The sequence below is a fragment of the Alkalibacterium putridalgicola genome (genome assembly GCF_040959045.1).
Classification (GTDB): Bacteria; Bacillota; Bacilli; order Lactobacillales; family Carnobacteriaceae_A; genus Alkalibacterium; species Alkalibacterium putridalgicola.
Genome location: NZ_CP162615.1, coordinates 2164313 through 2181808 on the forward strand (window position 1 = coordinate 2164313; position 17496 = coordinate 2181808).

12 protein-coding genes, 7 tRNA genes and 3 rRNA genes are annotated in these 17496 nt (G+C 44.4%); 3 read left to right on the forward strand and 19 right to left on the reverse strand.

All coding sequences use genetic code 11. The features are described from left to right. Positions 1 to 27: 27 nt before the first annotated feature. The 8 genes from glmM to AB4027_RS10315 all read right to left on the reverse strand — a co-directional run bounded on the left by glmM (position 28) and on the right by AB4027_RS10315 (position 4183). Complete coding sequence (gene glmM, locus AB4027_RS10280) at positions 28 to 1386, reverse strand: phosphoglucosamine mutase (protein ID WP_368645263.1); 1359 nt, start codon at positions 1384 to 1386, stop codon at positions 28 to 30. A 43-nt stretch (positions 1387 to 1429) separates the two neighbouring features. After that, a complete protein-coding gene (locus tag AB4027_RS10285; RefSeq protein WP_368645264.1) occupies positions 1430 to 2434 on the reverse strand; it encodes a YbbR-like domain-containing protein in 1005 nt (334 codons plus the stop codon). Further along, positions 2431 to 3291 (reverse strand): diadenylate cyclase CdaA, encoded by an 861-nt coding sequence (cdaA, locus tag AB4027_RS10290; RefSeq protein WP_091488586.1) that lies wholly within the window; start codon positions 3289 to 3291, stop codon positions 2431 to 2433. The genes AB4027_RS10285 and cdaA overlap by 4 nt, the downstream gene beginning before the upstream one ends. A 173-nt stretch (positions 3292 to 3464) precedes the next feature. Further along, a tRNA-Gln gene (locus AB4027_RS10295) sits at positions 3465 to 3536 on the reverse strand. Between the two features lie 5 nt (positions 3537 to 3541). Beyond that, positions 3542 to 3622 (reverse strand) — tRNA-Tyr (locus tag AB4027_RS10300). 16 nt (positions 3623 to 3638) lie between these two features. Beyond that, positions 3639 to 3711, reverse strand: a tRNA-Thr gene (locus tag AB4027_RS10305). Positions 3712 to 3739: 28 nt separating this feature from the next. Then, a tRNA-Glu gene (locus AB4027_RS10310) sits at positions 3740 to 3811 on the reverse strand. Positions 3812 to 3910: 99 nt separating this feature from the next. Beyond that, a complete protein-coding gene (locus tag AB4027_RS10315) occupies positions 3911 to 4183 on the reverse strand; it encodes a GNAT family N-acetyltransferase (RefSeq protein ID WP_368645265.1) in 273 nt (90 codons plus the stop codon). A gap of 273 nt (positions 4184 to 4456) precedes the next feature. Here AB4027_RS10315 and AB4027_RS10320 point away from each other — a divergent pair, with 273 nt between their 5' ends. Further along, positions 4457 to 5050 (forward strand): NADPH-dependent FMN reductase, encoded by a 594-nt coding sequence (locus tag AB4027_RS10320; protein WP_368645266.1) that lies wholly within the window; start codon positions 4457 to 4459, stop codon positions 5048 to 5050. Between the two features lie 90 nt (positions 5051 to 5140). Here the strand turns inward: AB4027_RS10320 and AB4027_RS10325 are convergent, their stop codons facing one another. Next, positions 5141 to 5719, reverse strand: a complete 579-nt coding sequence (locus AB4027_RS10325) for a uracil-DNA glycosylase family protein (protein ID WP_368645267.1) — start codon at positions 5717 to 5719, stop codon at positions 5141 to 5143. 432 nt (positions 5720 to 6151) lie between these two features. Here AB4027_RS10325 and AB4027_RS10330 point away from each other — a divergent pair, with 432 nt between their 5' ends. Next, on the forward strand, positions 6152 to 6988 hold the full coding sequence (locus AB4027_RS10330) for a Cof-type HAD-IIB family hydrolase (protein WP_368645268.1): 837 nt from the start codon (positions 6152 to 6154) through the stop codon (positions 6986 to 6988). A gap of 240 nt (positions 6989 to 7228) precedes the next feature. On the opposite strand, the gene AB4027_RS10335 is transcribed toward AB4027_RS10330, so the two are convergent. The 8 genes from AB4027_RS10335 to AB4027_RS10370 form a co-directional block, all read right to left on the reverse strand. Next, on the reverse strand, positions 7229 to 7630 hold the full coding sequence (locus AB4027_RS10335) for a hypothetical protein (protein WP_368645269.1): 402 nt from the start codon (positions 7628 to 7630) through the stop codon (positions 7229 to 7231). Between the two features lie 359 nt (positions 7631 to 7989). Then, positions 7990 to 8062 (reverse strand) — tRNA-Thr (locus tag AB4027_RS10340). A 22-nt stretch (positions 8063 to 8084) separates the two neighbouring features. Then, positions 8085 to 8157 (reverse strand) — tRNA-Asn (locus AB4027_RS10345). Between the two features lie 34 nt (positions 8158 to 8191). Continuing rightward, positions 8192 to 8307, reverse strand: a 5S ribosomal RNA gene (rrf, locus tag AB4027_RS10350). A 115-nt stretch (positions 8308 to 8422) separates the two neighbouring features. Continuing rightward, positions 8423 to 11338, reverse strand: a 23S ribosomal RNA gene (locus AB4027_RS10355). Between the two features lie 160 nt (positions 11339 to 11498). Then, positions 11499 to 11571 (reverse strand) — tRNA-Ala (locus tag AB4027_RS10360). A 99-nt stretch (positions 11572 to 11670) separates the two neighbouring features. After that, positions 11671 to 13224 (reverse strand): 16S ribosomal RNA (locus tag AB4027_RS10365). The 16S, 23S and 5S rRNA genes sit together here with 3 tRNA genes alongside, the layout of an rRNA operon. 381 nt (positions 13225 to 13605) lie before the next feature. Then, complete coding sequence (locus tag AB4027_RS10370; RefSeq protein WP_368645270.1) at positions 13606 to 14325, reverse strand: O-methyltransferase; 720 nt, start codon at positions 14323 to 14325, stop codon at positions 13606 to 13608. 125 nt (positions 14326 to 14450) lie between these two features. On the opposite strand from AB4027_RS10370, the gene cbpA reads away from it, so the two are divergent. Further along, the gene (gene cbpA, locus AB4027_RS10375; RefSeq protein WP_368645271.1) at positions 14451 to 15089 is read left to right on the forward strand and encodes a cyclic di-AMP binding protein CbpA; all 639 of its coding nucleotides are present in this window, start codon (positions 14451 to 14453) and stop codon (positions 15087 to 15089) included. 102 nt (positions 15090 to 15191) lie between these two features. On the opposite strand, the gene AB4027_RS10380 is transcribed toward cbpA, so the two are convergent. Continuing rightward, complete coding sequence (locus tag AB4027_RS10380; protein ID WP_091489540.1) at positions 15192 to 15686, reverse strand: QueT transporter family protein; 495 nt, start codon at positions 15684 to 15686, stop codon at positions 15192 to 15194. A gap of 276 nt (positions 15687 to 15962) precedes the next feature. After that, the gene (locus AB4027_RS10385) at positions 15963 to 17444 is read right to left on the reverse strand and encodes an aldehyde dehydrogenase family protein (RefSeq protein WP_368645272.1); all 1482 of its coding nucleotides are present in this window, start codon (positions 17442 to 17444) and stop codon (positions 15963 to 15965) included. Positions 17445 to 17496 lie beyond the last annotated feature (52 nt).

Sequence of the window (17496 nt, forward strand, 5' to 3'; positions counted from 1 at the left end):
TAGACGGGGTTTGTAGTTTTTTCATGATTAAGCTTCGTTAGTTCCTAACTCTTCTCTTACCACTTTAGCGATGCGTTCAACATATTCAGAAACGGCCTCCTGTGTTGGAGCTTCTGCCATCACTCGGAGTAAAGATTCAGTCCCGCTCGGACGAACAAGGACACGACCATTTCCGGCCATTTCCTTTTCAACTTCATCGATCACGTTACTGATTGCCGGATTCGACATCACATTATGTTTATCCGTGACAGGTATGTTGACCAGTTTTTGAGGGTAAGACGTCACTTCCTCCGCCAGTTCTGATAGTTTTTTCCCTGTTTCTTTCATCACATGCAACAGCTGCACACCAGTCAGCAAGCCATCCCCTGTTGTATGATAGTCCAGGAAAATAACATGTCCGGACTGCTCGCCACCTAAGTTATAGCCGTTTTTAACCATTTCTTCCATAACAAAGCGGTCACCCACTTTTGTTTTCACCGATTCCAGATCATGTGTTTCCAGTGCTTTATAGAACCCAATGTTGCTCATCACAGTTGAAACGATCGTATTCTTTTTCAAACGTCCTTCTTCATGCATGAATTTGCCGCAGATGTACATGATCTTATCGCCATCGACGATATTACCTAACTCATCTACAGCAATCAGGCGGTCACCGTCGCCATCAAATGCCAGACCGACATCAGCACCTTTTTCTTTTACGAATTGAGATAAATATTCCGGATGAGTACTTCCGACTCCTTCATTGATATTCAAGCCGTTAGGCGTATTGCCCATCACATCAAAATCCGTATCCAGATCGGCAAACAAGCGGTTCAATAATGGACTGGCTGCACCGTTTGCGCCATCCAGAGCCACATGTATCCCGGATAAGTCACCAGAAATCGTCTGTGTCAGGAATTGGATATATTTCTGAAGGCCTTCTTTGTACTCGTCAGATGTACCTAAATCATCCGCACTTGGACGAGGCAGGTCATCACTATCTCCATCAAGATAAGCTTCGATTTCAGCTTCCTGTTCATCAGAAAGTTTGAAACCGTCCGAACCGAAGAATTTTATGCCATTATCCTGTACAGGATTGTGCGAGGCCGAAATCATGATTCCTGCCGTAGCATCCTGCTGACGTGTCAGGAAAGAGACACCCGGTGTCGTGATGACCCCTAGACGCAGCACTTCGACACCTACAGATAAAAGACCGGATATTAGTGCGTATTCCAGCATTTTACCCGAAATGCGTGTATCTTTACCTACTAAAACACGCGGTCTGTCAGAATCTGAGTGTTGTGACAAGACATATCCTCCAAAACGTCCCAGTTTAAATGCTATTTCCGGTGTCAGTTCTTTATTAGCTACTCCTCGTACACCATCGGTTCCAAAATATTTTCCCATAGTAAAATTAACTCCTCACATTATTGTTATTCATCTGTTTGATTTATTCTGTTCCATTATCTGTTTCTGCTGGTTCTACTTTATTCACGCGAATCAGAACGTCTAATTCTTCAGGTTCTGTTTCTGTGATCCCTTCAGGCAGATTCAAAGGTATCGTACGTATAGTTGATTCTGTTACACCTGATACATCCACTTCTATCACAAAGTTATTCAACTCTTCTATAGTATCAGATTCTCCAGTAATCGTCACGTTCTCAGGTTCTCCCTGAGCTATTTCTAATGCATACTCATAATCTTCATTCGGCACGCCTGACTCTTCAAGAACGATCGGCAGGGTCCGCTGCGTCCCTCTCACGGGAATCGTAACATCGATCTGCTGAGGTGAAATGTTGACATTCAATGGATCACCTGTCTCATCGAGTGCAAGGACATTCAATGTCGTTTCGATATCCTCGGTGATGCTGCCGCCTTCAGGCATGACAACGACCATGACATCACTGATTTCCTCCATTGTGGACAATGCCCCTGAAATTGTTACTGTTTCAGTAGACAATATCGGATCTTCAGCTCTATAGCCATCTTCCAAGTGAGCTGATTCATTGAACTCGACTCTCACTTCATATTCTTCTACTCGTTTCTCTTCGATCTCCAGCATGACCTCTGCCGGCATCACACTATATTCCAGCTGATTGCTTAGTCCTTCGACTTCCAGTTCGATCGTATGACTGCCCGGACCCAATTCATCGAGATCAGGCGTTTCAACAGTAAAGTTCTGTGTGGCCAGGGTCTGAGTTAAAATGGCTTGTGGCCCCTCTAAACGTATCGTAGCTGTTTCGGGAATACCTGAAACAAAATAAGTATCACGATCGACGTTGATATCTATAGGTAAATTGGTTATGACTTCAGAACTTGTGATGCTGGCTCCATCTGTCGGGTTTGTTGAAAGATTACGCGATTCATTCTCATACGCGACAAATGAGAACAGGACGATGGCGAAGAATAAAGCAATGAGTTTTGAAATCCAAGGATTTTCAACATTCATTTTCATTTACCCCACACCCCTTTTCTGACAGCTTCTATAAATTGCTGTAAAGGTCCTTTTGTTTCTTTTTCTTTCTCCGTTTCAACGATTTCTCTGTTCAAGTAATCAACAACTTCTTCCTGAGTCATGTCATTGATCAAGTTCCCTCTGCGGGAAATGCTTATGTCTCCCGTTTCTTCTGAAACGATCAGGGTTATCGCATCGGAAACCTCAGACAGCCCGATTGCCGCACGATGTCGTGTCCCCAATTTCTTAGGAATAGCCGGACTTTCTGACAGCGGTAGATAACTTGCTGCTGTAGCCACCTTAAAGTCTTTAATGATAACAGCGCCGTCGTGCAAAGGCGTGTTCGGTATAAAGATATTAATCAGCAATTCTGAGGACAGGTCTGCATTGATCGGGATACCCGTTTCAATGTATTCATCCAGACCCGTTTCCATTTCAATTGAGATCAAGGCACCAATACGTCTTTTCCCCATATATTGAAGCGCATGGGATAGATGATCCACGACCTGTTCACTCGGATTGGATTTTCTCTTTCTTCCAAAGACCGAACCTCTACCAAGATGTTCCAGTCCACGTCTCAGTTCAGGCTGAAAGATGATGATCAGTGCCAGGGCAGACCATTGAATGACAAAGTCGACAACAAATTCTGTTGTATTCAGCTGAAACAGGACACTGACTAATTTCAGCAGTAAAATGACTCCGATTCCTTTTAAAAGTTCTACAGCACGTGTGCCTTTTACTATTCTCATAAGCTGGTACATAAAGAAAGCAACAATCAAAATATCGATAATATTGATTCCTGTCCGCCAGGCCAGTAGGCGTGACCAGTCGAACGTTCTAAGAAATTCTATGGGCATTATGCCACCTCCAAAATCTAAACATATACGGTGTAAGTATACCATACAAACAGTCGGCATAAAGAAGTGAATTCGATTGATTTCCGACATTTTCATTCACATCAATCACTGTCTGCCCTTTTAAACTATACAAAAAAACTGTGCAGCAGATTGCCGCACAGTTTTTCAATATACTGGGCTACTAGGATTCGAACCTAGGAATGACAGGATCAAAACCTGCTGCCTTACCGCTTGGCTATAGCCCAATAAATGGAGGGAGTAGGATTTGAACCTACGAACCCGAAGGAACGGATTTACAGTCCGCTGCGTTTGGCCACTTCGCTATCCCTCCGCTATTAAATAAACAATGCCGGCTAAAGGAATTGAACCCTCGACCCACTGATTACGATTCAGTTGCTCTACCTACTGAGCTAAGCCGGCACTATTACACTTTACTAATAAAGTGCTATGACCCCTACGGGATTCGAACCCGTGTTACCGCCGTGAAAGGGCGGTGTCTTAACCGCTTGACCAAGGGGCCGAAACATCTTGTACTTTTTAAGCACAAGATATATTCTATAATGAAAAGAACAAATTGTCAATATTATTCAGAAAAAAAAGTTTTTATATTAAAAAAAACTCATTTCGCATGGATGTGACCATACTTTTCAGGCTTGCGTTCAAACAATTTCCCCACATATGGACAAGAAGGTATGATCTTCTTTCCTTCCTTTTCCATTTCTTCAACGACACGATCGACAAGTTTCTCTGCTATACCTTGGCCTCTGAGCGACGGATCAACGAATGTATGATTGACATCGACATCGTTGCCTCTTGGAATATAAGTGATTTCTGCAACCAGTTTATCGTCTTTCTCCTTATAGAAACGATTGTCCCCTTTTGTAAATTCCATTAGATTCACTCCTTGTATATTTAATATAAGTGTACCACGTGGACTGAAAATAAACATTTAAATTTACTTTAAGTTCTTGAACCAAGTAAATGATGAGTGCCACAGATCTTTATCTTGTTTCATTAACCTGTCTGCAGGAAAATAGTGTGACAGTCACTTCACGGCAGAGATCCTCATCTAATAGTGCTTCGCATTCGACTAAATAGTTAAATATGATATGCTTGAATAGAGGACGATTCTATCGTCACACAAATTCTGAGGAGGAATGATCAAATGAAAATAGGGATAATATTAGGAAGTATTCGTGAAGGCCGTGTGAATGAGGATGTGGCAAAATGGGTCAAAAAAACAGCAGAAAATTATACTCAGGAACTGGAATTCGAGTTAGTGGACCTGAAAAAATATGATCTGCCGGTTTTTGCCGAACCAGCCTCTCCTGCTTATACTGATGACCTCGTAGAGAAAGAAAAGCAGCGCCCCTGGTCAGAAAAACTGGACAGCTTAGACGGCTATATTTTTGTCACCCCTGAATACAACCACGGGATGTCTTCAGCCTTAAAAAATGGCCTGGATTTCGTTTACAACGAATTAAACGATAAAGCAGCCGGTATCGTAAGCTATGGCTCGGCAGGTGGCGTACGTTCAGCAGAACAGCTTCGTACAGTACTATCAGAATTCCAGGTTGCCCACGTGCGCACGCACCCAGCTCTTTCATTATTTTATGACTGGAATGACGAGGGTCTGAATCCAAGTGATGCACAAAAAGATGCTGTAGAAACGATGCTTTATCAGTTGACTTACTGGGCTGAAGCGATGAAGTCAGTTAGAGAGAAAAAAGCAGAAAAATCAGGAGATCCTAAAAAATAATGGGTCAATAAATCAATACGTAGAAAGAAAACATGCGGGGGATTCTATTCCTCCGCATGTTTTCTTTATTGACGCTGCTATACAAATACTTTATAAGTGTTCGTGTACGATTCTTTGAAGGACAGGTACAACTTCTTCTTCAAACCAGGGGTGACGCTTCAACCAGCCATGATTCAGCGGTGAGGGATGCACCAGGGGCAGATAGCTAGGCAGATACTGCTTATAATTCTTCACTGTTTCAGTTAGATTGCGTTCTCTCAGCTTACCTAAATAGTGCTTCTGGGCATAACTGCCAACCAGGATGATCGTCTCTATGTGGGGCATTTTTTCAAGGATCATCGGGTGCCACTTTTCAGCAAATCCCTTGCGCGGAGGAACATCACCAGACTTTGCTTTTCCCGGATAATAAAAATCCATAGGCAGATGGGCTACGATATGCGTATCATAAAAAACCTCTCTTGAGATACCCATCCACTCTCTAAGACGGTCGCCACTCGGATCATTCCAGAACATCTGGGTCTCTTCCGCTTTCCTGCCCGGCGCCTGTCCGACGATAGCTATTTTGGCATCTCTCGAAGCTTTAAACAGCGGCTCGACACCTCGTTCTGTGTAGCCGGTATTCATTGGATCTGCCATGATTTCTTCCTTGATATCGTCAAAAATCGTCATATACTTACCGTTCCCTTTCTATATAAGATATCTCAATACTAGTTTAGCATAGATAATACCTGAAAGTATCAGAAGGAGTTTTTTCTAAAATCGATCATAAAGTATCCTCTGCTGAACGCACCTAAAATCCATCATAATGATACTGAAAAAAAATGAGAGTAAGAATGCATATCTATTCATAAGGATATATGATACTATAGACTCACATAAATCATCTGGATTGTTACTAGCTCGACTAGGCAAAACCTGAATCAGTAGTTGTTTTGACAGTTTCTTTTGTCAGACAATTATTGATTCAGGTTTTTCTATTTTGACCAATTCATCGCTGACTTGGATCAAGTGACCAGTGGCTCATGGAATGTCAACTGGTCTGACCAGAGCTAATTATAGTAAGGTGACAAACCTATAAACAGATATATAAGGAGATTAATTATGGAATCACACTATATTTTTTTAGACGTAGACGGAACATTAGTGACTTACACTAATGAACTGCCTGAATCAGCCATCAGAGCGATTAAAGCCGCACAAGCCAACGGTCATAAAGTCTTCACTGTTACAGGAAGAAGTAAAGCTGAAATGTATAAAAAAATCCTGGATATAGGATTCAATGGATACATTGGTGGAAATGGAAGTTATATCGAAAGTAATAACAATGTCATAGCTGAAAAAAAACTGTCGGCCAAAGATACTCGAATGATCGTAGACTGGCTATATGAAAATAATCTGGAATTTTATCTTGAAAGTAACGCCGGACTGTTCGCCAGTGAGAGGTTGGAAGAGGAAGCTGAAAGACCTATACAGCTATATTCAGCAAAAAAAGGGCAAGAGCAGACTGATCATCTCAAGGTTAAAGATGTCTTCCCAGATATGATTTTCGGAGAACTTCCCTATCGTGATGACATCAATAAAATCAGCTTCATCTTGAACTCTTATGAAGATTATTTGAAAGCAAAACACCTCTTCAGCGAATTTAAAGTAGGAACGTGGGGTGGTGCGGGAGAAACAGCTCTTTTTGGCGACATTGCCTTAAATAATATCGATAAACGAACAGCAATCACAGAACTTTTGGATTACCTGGGAGAATCTGAAAAAAATACGATTGCATTTGGTGATGCTGCCGTCGATATCCCTATGCTGGAAGTTTGTGGTACTGGTATTGCCATGGGAAATGGCAGCCGAGAAATCAAGGAAATGGCGGATCACGTGACGGATGATGTCGCTAATGATGGCCTGTATAATGCATTTAGACATCTTAAATTGATTTAAATGGATGAGGTTACTCAATAAGATAGGGTTTCATGGACAGTTGAACTTTCCCACCACATAATACGCCTTCGAGCTGTTTAAGGTTGAATCGGGAGATTACTAGAAACACCAATCTATCCATCAGATAATAAAAAAACCATAGAGCAGTAATCAACTCTAGTGGCTCAAAAACAGCTTATATGATTTTCGTGGTTCCTCTTAATCATACTGAAATAGAGGTAAGTCTTCATTCTTAAAGATCTACCTCTTCTTTAGTTCATTAACAGCGGTCAGCTTAGTCAGTTTAAAAGAATATACCAGCCAAAATGCAGAAAGATACATCACAAAGGTCAGCATGACACTACTGACTTGAGGTAATCCGTCCAAACTGTTGACCATCATCGGAACAATGATCGCAATGAGAAAAAGTCCCCATCCCGTCCACGCCGCAGTACTGATAAGCACCATATCTCCGTCACTTACAGACAGTTCATTACTTTTTCCGCCAAACTGAGTCACCTGCAAGCATGAATTTTTATACGGGACATCTATCTCTCTTTTTTCGCCGTTACTTATAGTGCCGATAGCTTTTCCATTCAGTTTCATCTCTAATCTAGTAAAGCCTCTAAAGATCATTGCTTTTCTTTTTATAATGACAGACATGGGAGAGACTCCTTTCTGACTTATAGTATCTCTATGTAGAAATCGTATGATAGCAATACTTTCCCTTTCTTCTACTAAATGAATGGCATCAAGTCTTGACCCCCAATCTCTCACAAAATCACGAAGATCGATCAGCAGAAGAGCCAAATAAGTATCTACATTATAAAAAACTAGCTTATGTTGCCATTCAAGATTGACCATATTTATATAGTTACACTTTTTTTCATTTTATACTATAAAAAATTTATTACAAGGGATAATACTTGGATCAGATCTTTGCAGGATATGACTCCAATAAAACTCTCTAATTTATTTTAGTAAATATAAAAAGACGAGATCCAGGGATCTCGTCCATCTTAAGCCACTTGCCGGGTTTGAACCGGCGACCTCATCCTTACCATGGATGCGCTCTACCTGCTGAGCTAAAGCGGCTAATTATTTTCAAAAAAAATAACTCCGCAAGCAGGGCTCGAACCTGCGACATCATGATTAACAGTCATGCGCTCTACCAGCTGAGCTATTGCGGAATAATTATATAATCATTATATCAAAAAAAGAGCTGCACGGCAACGTCCTGCTTTCACAAAGGGAAACCCTTCACTATCCTCGGCGCTGGGAAGCTTAACGGCTGTGTTCGGAATGGGAACAGGTGGGTCCTTCCCGCCATCGTCACCGCACAGTGACTCTTCTTTTTATTTTTTTGAGAACTCTGTTCTCTCAAAACTAGACAGTTGATTTTACGTACACACAAAGTTTTCTACAACACCGCATCTTACCCTTAAACCACCTTTGGTGGTTAAGTCCTCGACCGATTAGTACTGGTCCGCTCCACATATCACTATGCTTCCACTTCCAGCCTATCTACCTGATCATCTTTCAGGGGTCTTACTTCCTTAAAGGAATGGGAGATCTCATCTTGAAGGGGGCTTCACGCTTAGATGCTTTCAGCGTTTATCCCGTCCACACATAGCTACCCAGCGATGCCAATGGCTTGACAACTGGTACACCAGCGGTGTGTCCATCCCGGTCCTCTCGTACTAAGGATAGCTCTTCTCAAATCTCCAACGCCCGCGACGGATAGGGACCGAACTGTCTCACGACGTTCTGAACCCAGCTCGCGTACCGCTTTAATGGGCGAACAGCCCAACCCTTGGGACCGACTACAGCCCCAGGATGCGATGAGCCGACATCGAGGTGCCAAACCTCCCCGTCGATGTGAACTCTTGGGGGAGATAAGCCTGTTATCCCCAGGGTAGCTTTTATCCGTTGAGCGATGGCCCTTCCATATGGTACCACCGGATCACTAAGCCCGACTTTCGTCCCTGCTCGACTTGTAGGTCTCGCAGTCAAGCTCCCTTCTGCCTTTACACTCTACGAATGATTTCCAACCATTCTGAGGGAACCTTTGGGCGCCTCCGTTACATTTTGGGAGGCGACCGCCCCAGTCAAACTGCCCATCTGACACTGTCTCCCGACCGGTTAACGGTCGTGGGTTAGAGTGGCCATACAGCGAGGGTAGTATCCCACCAACGCCTCCACCAAGACTGGCGTCCTGGCTTCATAGGCTCCTACCTATCCTGTACAAGCTGTACAGACACTCAATATCAAACTACAGTAAAGCTCCATGGGGTCTTTCCGTCCTGTCGCGGGTAACCTGCATTTTCACAGGTACTATAATTTCACCGAGTCTCTCGTTGAGACAGTGCCCAAATCGTTACACCTTTCGTGCGGGTCGGAACTTACCCGACAAGGAATTTCGCTACCTTAGGACCGTTATAGTTACGGCCGCCGTTTACTGGGGCTTCAATTCAGAGCTTCGCCGAAGCTAACCCTTCCTCTTAACCTTCCAGCACCGGGCAGGTGTCAGCCCCTATACATCTTCTTACGAATTAGCAGAGACCTGTGTTTTTGGTAAACAGTCGCTTGGGCCTATTCACTGCGGCTGACCAATTGGTCAGCACCCCTTCTCCCGAAGTTACGGGGTCATTTTGCCGAGTTCCTTAACGAGAGTTCTCTCGATCACCTTAGGATTCTCTCCTCGACTACCTGTGTCGGTTTGCGGTACGGGCAGCCTACTTCTCACTAGAAGCTTTTCTCGGCAGTGTGACATCGGATACTTCGGTACTTAATTTCCCTCCCCATCACAACTTGTCCTTAAGAGAAAAAGCATTTGACTCTTTCTCAGACTTGTTGCTTGGACACGCTATTCCAGCAGCGTGCACATCTTAGCCTCCTGCGTCCCTCCATTGCTCAAACAAAGCAGACTGGTACAGGAATATCAACCTGTTGTCCATCGCCTACGCCTTTCGGCCTCAGCTTAGGTCCCGACTAACCCTGGGCGGACGAGCCTTCCCCAGGAAACCTTAGTCATTCGGTGGACGGGATTCTCACCCGTCTTTCGCTACTCATACCGGCATTCTCACTTCTAAGCGCTCCACAAGTCCTCACGATCTTGCTTCAACGCCCTTAGAACGCTCTCCTACCATAGAACCATTGGTTCTATCCGTGGCTTCGGTATCTTGTTTAGCCCCGGTACATTTTCGGCGCAGGGCCACTCGACTAGTGAGCTATTACGCACTCTTTAAATGATGGCTGCTTCTAAGCCAACATCCTAGTTGTCTAAGCAGCCCCACATCCTTTTCCACTTAACAAGAATTTGGGGACCTTAGCCGACGGTCTGGGCTGTTTCCCTTTCCACTACGGATCTTATCACTCGCAGTGTGACTCCCGGATCTACATCTGTGGCATTCGGAGTTTATCAGGATTCGGTAACCCGATAAGGGCCCCTAGTCCAAACAGTCGCTCTACCTCCACGATGCATATTATCCGAGGCTAGCCCTAAAGCTATTTCGGAGAGAACCAGCTATCTCCAAGTTCGATTGGAATTTCTCCGCTACCCACACCTCATCCCAGCATTTTTCAACATACTTGGGTTCGGGCCTCCAGTGCATTTCACTGCACCTTCACCCTGGACATGGGTAGGTCACTTGGTTTCGGGTCGACGACGGCATACTCTACGCCCTATTCAGACTCGCTTTCGCTGCGGCTCCACCTCTTCGGTTTAACCTTGCATGACATCGTCACTCGCCGGTCCATTCTACAAAAGGTACGCCATCACCCATTAACGGGCTCTGACTACTTGTAAGCACACGGTTTCAGGTGCTGTTTCACTCCCCTTCCGGGGTTCTTTTCACCTTTCCCTCACGGTACTGGTTCACTATCGGTCACTAGGGAGTATTTAGGCTTGGGAGATGGTCCTCCCGGATTCCGACGGAATTTCTCGTGTTCCGCCGTACTCAGGATCCCGGCTAGGCAAGGTTGAATGTCGCATACGGGGCTTTCACCCTGTCTCGCATAACTTTCCAGTTATTTCTGCTATTCTCGCTTGTCCATGTCGCCAGTCCTACAACCCCAGAAGGCAAGCCTTCTGGTTTGGCCTCTTCCCGTTTCGCTCGCCGCTACTCAGGGAATCGCATTTTGCTTTCTCTTCCTGCAGGTACTGAGATGTTTCAGTTCCCCACGTCTACCTTATCCATAGCTATGTATTCACTATGGATATATCACTTGATGAAAAGTGATGGGTTCCCCCATTCGGAAATCTCCGGATCAAAGCTTACTTACAGCTCCCCGAAGCATATCGGTGTTCGTCCCGTCCTTCATCGGCTCCTAGTGCCAAGGCATCCACCGTGCGCCCTTATTCACTTAACCTGACGGTTAAGGGTAATTATAGCGATGAGAGTTTCGTCTTAAAACAAAACTGTTCTCAATTTTCTATTTCTCGGTGTTGTTTCTTAACATTTGTGTTTGTTATAAAATCAACTATCTAGTTTTCAAAGAACAAAGCGCAACTCTAAAAAAGAATTGCAAATGGAGCCTAGCGGGATCGAACCGCTGACCTCCTGCGTGCAAAGCAGGCGCTCTCCCAGCTGAGCTAAGGCCCCATCATATTAAAATGAGAGAACAAAAAAAATCTCTCAAAACTAAACAAAGTAAAAGCAACCTGTGCAAGGTTCCGTTTGCCCTAATGGCAATATCCTTAGAAAGGAGGTGATCCAGCCGCACCTTCCGATACGGCTACCTTGTTACGACTTCACCCCAATCATCCATCCCACCTTCGGCGGCTGGCTCCCAATAAAGGGTTACCCTACCGACTTCGGGTGTTACAAACTCTCGTGGTGTGACGGGCGGTGTGTACAAGACCCGGGAACGTATTCACCGCGACGTTCTGATTCGCGATTACTAGCGATTCCAGCTTCATGCAGGCGAGTTGCAGCCTGCAATCCGAACTGAGAATGGCTTTAGGAGATTAGCTAAACCTCGCGGTCTCGCAACTCGTTGTACCATCCATTGTAGCACGTGTGTAGCCCAGATCATAAGGGGCATGATGATTTGACGTCATCCCCGCCTTCCTCCGGTTTATCACCGGCAGTCTCGCTAGAGTGCCCAACTGAATGCTGGCAACTAACAATAAGGGTTGCGCTCGTTACGGGACTTAACCCAACATCTCACGACACGAGCTGACGACAACCATGCACCACCTGTCACTCTGTCCCCGAAGGGAAAGCCCAGTTTCCTGGGTGGTCAGAGGATGTCAAGATCTGGTAAGGTTCTTCGCGTTGCTTCGAATTAAACCACATGCTCCACCGCTTGTGCGGGTCCCCGTCAATTCCTTTGAGTTTCAGCCTTGCGGCCGTACTCCCCAGGCGGAGTGCTTAATGCGTTAGCTCCAGCACTGAAGGGCGGAAACCCTCCAACACTTAGCACTCATCGTTTACGGCGTGGACTACCAGGGTATCTAATCCTGTTCGCTCCCCACGCTTTCGAGCCTCAGCGTCAATTACAGACCAGAAAGTCGCCTTCGCCACTGGTGTTCCTCCATATATCTACGCATTTCACCGCTACACATGGAATTCCACTTTCCTCTTCTGCATTCAAGTCTTCCAGTTTCCAATGACCATCCACGGTTGAGCCGTGGGCTTTCACATCAGACTTAAAAGACCGCCTGCGCTCGCTTTACGCCCAATAAATCCGGACAACGCTTGTCACCTACGTATTACCGCGGCTGCTGGCACGTAGTTAGCCGTGACTTTCTGGTTAGATACCGTCAAGGAGGTGCCAGTTACTACACCTCTTGTTCTTCTCTAACAACAGAGCTTTACGATCCGAAGACCTTCTTCACTCACGCGGCATTGCTCCATCAGGCTTTCGCCCATTGTGGAAGATTCCCTACTGCTGCCTCCCGTAGGAGTCTGGGCCGTGTCTCAGTCCCAGTGTGGCCGATCACCCTCTCAGGTCGGCTACGTATCACTGCCTTGGTAAGCCATTACCTTACCAACTAGCTAATACGCCGCGGGGCCATCCATAAGCGATAGCCGAAGCCATCTTTAATGATCTAAGCATGCGCTATGATCACCTATGCGGTATTAGCACCCGTTTCCGGATGTTATCCCCCTCTTATGGGCAGGTTCCCCACGTGTTACTCACCCGTTCGCCACTCTTCCGCACTCTGCAAGCAGAGTGCTTCATCGTTCGACTTGCATGTATTAGGCATGCCGCCAGCGTTCGTCCTGAGCCAGGATCAAACTCTCATTTTGGTAGTTTGAAATAGCTCAATTTAAATAGTGTGAGTTAAACATGTTAACTCGTTTGTGTTGTCCTGATCCGATAAATCGGATCGAAGACCCCTGCACATTTGGTTGTTTTACTTTGTTCAGTTTTCAAAGATCTCATTCGTTCAGACGTTGACGACGTTTCGTGTCAACTCATATAATATTACAGGCTTTCGTTTAGATTGTCAACAACTTTTTAAAGTTTTTTTCAACTCGTTTTTCAGAGCGGTTTGACAAAAAGAAAAGCGCTGAGTCGCCGTAAATCAGCAACGTATATTACTTTACCAGTCTTTTCCTTTTTCGTCAACCTCTTTTTTGCAATTTATACGATCTTTTTTTAATAATCCCTTAAGAGCAGCCTTTCCACTATTGATCAGTTTTTTCCGGCAGCATAAAACTGAAATCGAAGGACTCTCTTTTTGTAATGAGCAACAGGCCATCACCCAATGGAACAACGGAAGAGTCAAACGCCGGATGATCCATAACGATATCTAAAAAAGCATTCAGTTTTTTGTGGATTTTCCGTCTTCTCCTTGGCACATCTTCATCATCATCCAGGATCGTCCCTCCCTGGAGCACATCATCAATGGCCAATACTCCCCCTTGTTTTAACAGGCGATAACAATGCGGAAAGAAATCATAGTACTTGGCTTTTGCACTATCCATGAATATAAAATCGACAGACTCTTCTTTTAGTTTCTCCAGCCAGTCGCTCGCCTGGCCTTCCAGCAGAGTAACATTACTTTCAATATTCATTTTTTTGAAATTCACTTTGGCTTTTTCGATCATATCAGGATTACGTTCAATGGTCGTCACGTGACATTCCGGAGACGATGCCTGGATCATGAGGCCGGCAGAAAAACCGATAGCTGTTCCGATTTCCAGGATTTCTTTTGGCTGTAGGAGAGGCAACAGCCAATTGAAGAAGGTGACGGTCTCATGAGGAATGATCGGAACCCGTTTATCGTTCGCCCATTTTTCAATATTGCCTATCTCTCCATCCAACTGCTTTTGCGCTGTTCTTAAATATTCTCTGACATCATTGTCTATAACAGGTCTGTCCATCATTTCATTTCGTTTTTTCATACCGGCTCCTTCTAACACTTTATTTTCTTCATTTTACACTGATTTACCTAGGTAACCAAGGGTCAATCTGTTATAATGAAAATGCGAAAACAGAAAAAAATAGATGAGAAGGAGCAGATTCTTATATGCTGATCAAACAATTGACTGTACCTAAAAATATCGTGTCAACAATTTCAGAAGATGCAACACTTGAAGAAGCCATCGCATTACTTGAAGATACTGGGTACAGATGTGTCCCTGTCTTGGATCAAAGTGGTAAAATATTCAGGGGAAACATTTATAAAATGCACATCTATAGACACAAGGCTAACGGGGGAGATATGTCCCTGCCTGTTACCCATCTCTTGAAAAATGCAACGAAATATGTGCATATCAACTCTTCCTTTTTCAAGATCTTTTTTATGATAAAAGATCTTCCTTATATCACTGTACTAGACGAAAATAATCATTTCTTCGGTATACTGACGCATAGCACATTGATCGATCTGCTTCAGCAGTCATGGAGTATCGATTCAGGTAGCTACGTTTTGACTATTGCTTCTCCTGGACAGAAAGGTGACTTGGCCAACATTGCTAAAATCATCAACCGTCACTGTTCTATCATGAGCTGCATCACCCTTGACGTTCAGCGTGAGAATATGGTCAGACGTACGATCATGACTCTTGAACCTGATGTTTCTAAAAAGACGCTGGACGAGATCAAAAAACAATTGGACCGCAAAGGATTCAAGGTCGTTCAAGCCGAAGATCTGCATAACGATTAAGTAATATTGAACCCTATACAAAAAGACGCTCGATTACTCCCCTCATGCCGATGGGATTTGATCGAGCGTCTTTTTATACTGCGCCATGTTTTTTCGATTTTTTTAAGCTTGCATTCTTTTTTTGAAATCCAGTTTCTTGTCAAGCGTCAGCATGACCGGGATTCCGATACCCATTGTTATCAGCTGTCCTAAAAAGACAAAGAGATAATTAATCCAGAAGACTTCTATCTCACCGATCAGTAGTAATAACAGAGCAATCATGAAACTGAATACAGAGAATATGGCTGAATTGAGAATCATTTTTTTCACAGGGGACTGAACTTTTTTGCTTAGTAAAAAGTAGACAGCAAAAGAAACTATAGTGTGACCCACTCCAAGAGTCCAATCGTAAATACCGAAGGGTGACAGTATGAGGTTGGTCAAAAAGACACCTGCTGTTACACCGTAAACATACTTCTTATCGAACACAACCAAATGGTTGAGCATTTCAGACAGCCTCAACTGAATAACTCCGAACGCAAAGGGTGCTATAAGTATAGTAATCCCTGTATACAAGGCTGCGATGATCGCATTGATCATCCATTGTTTTAATTTCATATTATTCCTCCTAGTTTTTATCTCGTGGGTTGGCGCTTTCGAACCACGGTCGTCAAAAAAGACAACGAGAGTAGTGTATCATGTATCCTGAAAGTTTTCAATTACGGTTTAGCCTGATTCTCCATTCAGGTAAACTCAGGACCGGTCAGTTTCGACTCCAGCTGCCCTGATTCAGCCATACCGGACCGGTACATGACTGGACCAAAAAGAAGCCAGTCTGTGAATACACAGACTGGCTCTCCTTTTTTATAAAGTGAACATGTAAATCCAAGTCAATCAGCCGAACCATTTCCGGACTTTTCTCAGGGTGTTTAATGCTCCGGACTTGTATGGCGGGAAGATCATTTTATTCGCATAGTCTTTCTTCTGGTGATACAGCACTTTTTCATAAGTGAAGGTTTCGTAGCTGGCACGGCCATGATACCTCCCCATACCGCTGTTCCCTACACCACCAAAAGGTATTTTTGGATCTGCGCCATGAAAGATGACCTGACCGACCATGAGGGTACCCGTTTTTATCGCCTGCTCTACTTCATCAATGTGACTCGATTTGTCTGTAAACAAGTACGTGACTAAAGGTGCGTCCTGCCGTTTCAGCATCTCCAGAAGATCGTGGAGCGATTCATAGCTCACGACCGGCAGAACAGGACCAAATATTTCTTCTTTTGCCAGAGGCGCATCGGTTTCTATGTTGTCCATCACTGTTGGTTCAATGAACAACGTTTCTCTCCTGCCGCTTCCCCCATAAACGATATCGCCTTGAGTCAGGTAACTTTTGATTTTATCAAAGTGTTTCTCATCGATCATTCGGCCATAGTCTTTACTCTTTTCAGGCTCGCGACTGTAAAATTCTCGAATGGTCTCCACGGCCAGCCTGGTAAACTGCTCCTTAACGGAAGCATGGACATACACAGTGTCCGGGGCGATACAGGTCTGCCCTGCATTCAGAAACTTTCCCCAGACGATTTTCCTTACTGTTTCTCTTGTACAGAGCGACCCATCTACGATACATGGATTCTTTCCGCCCAGTTCAAGCGTGACAGGTGTCAGCGTTCTGGCGGCGGCTTCATAAACGTTCCTTCCCACCTCAGAGCTGCCAGTAAAAAAGATGTGATCCCAGTTCATCTCCAGTAAAGCTTGAGCCGTATCCGCCTCGCCTTCCACCACAAAAATCTCTTCGGGTTCAAAATAGTGTGACAGTGTTTTATTGAGCAGGTGACTAACGGCTTGGGATTTTTCGGAAGGTTTGACAAAGCAGCGATTCCCTGCCGCAACTGCACCGATCAGCGGAACCAGGGTCAGCTGAAGCGGGTAGTTCCACGGGCTTATGATCAGCACGGAGCCGTAAGGTTTTCTTAGAATCGACTGTTCGGATTTTCCTATGGCCTTCCGATTGAGCTGAGTCTCTTTTTCCATCCAGCTTTTTAAGTGATCTTTCATATATGCGATCTCATTTAGGGCCGTAGTGATTTCCGACGTATAACTCTCCATTTCAGACTTTCCCAGATCCGAATACAAGGCCTCAAACCATTCAGATTCATGGTTTTCGATCAGTTCTTTCAAGCGGTCCAGCCTGTCTATCCGGTTCAGATAAGCCATCTTCAAATCCAAGTCGATCTGTTCCTTCTGTACACGCTGCAGAGTCATCCACTGTTCTTTTTCAGCTTTCAAATCAGTCATTTCAGATATCATCCTTCCCCGATCCATCAACTGCCACCTGGTTCGGTTCACATCAGCTGTTGCTTCAGCAGTTGACATAGTCTTTAGTCTCACTATAGCACATGGAAGGGATCATTACCTATTAAGAAAG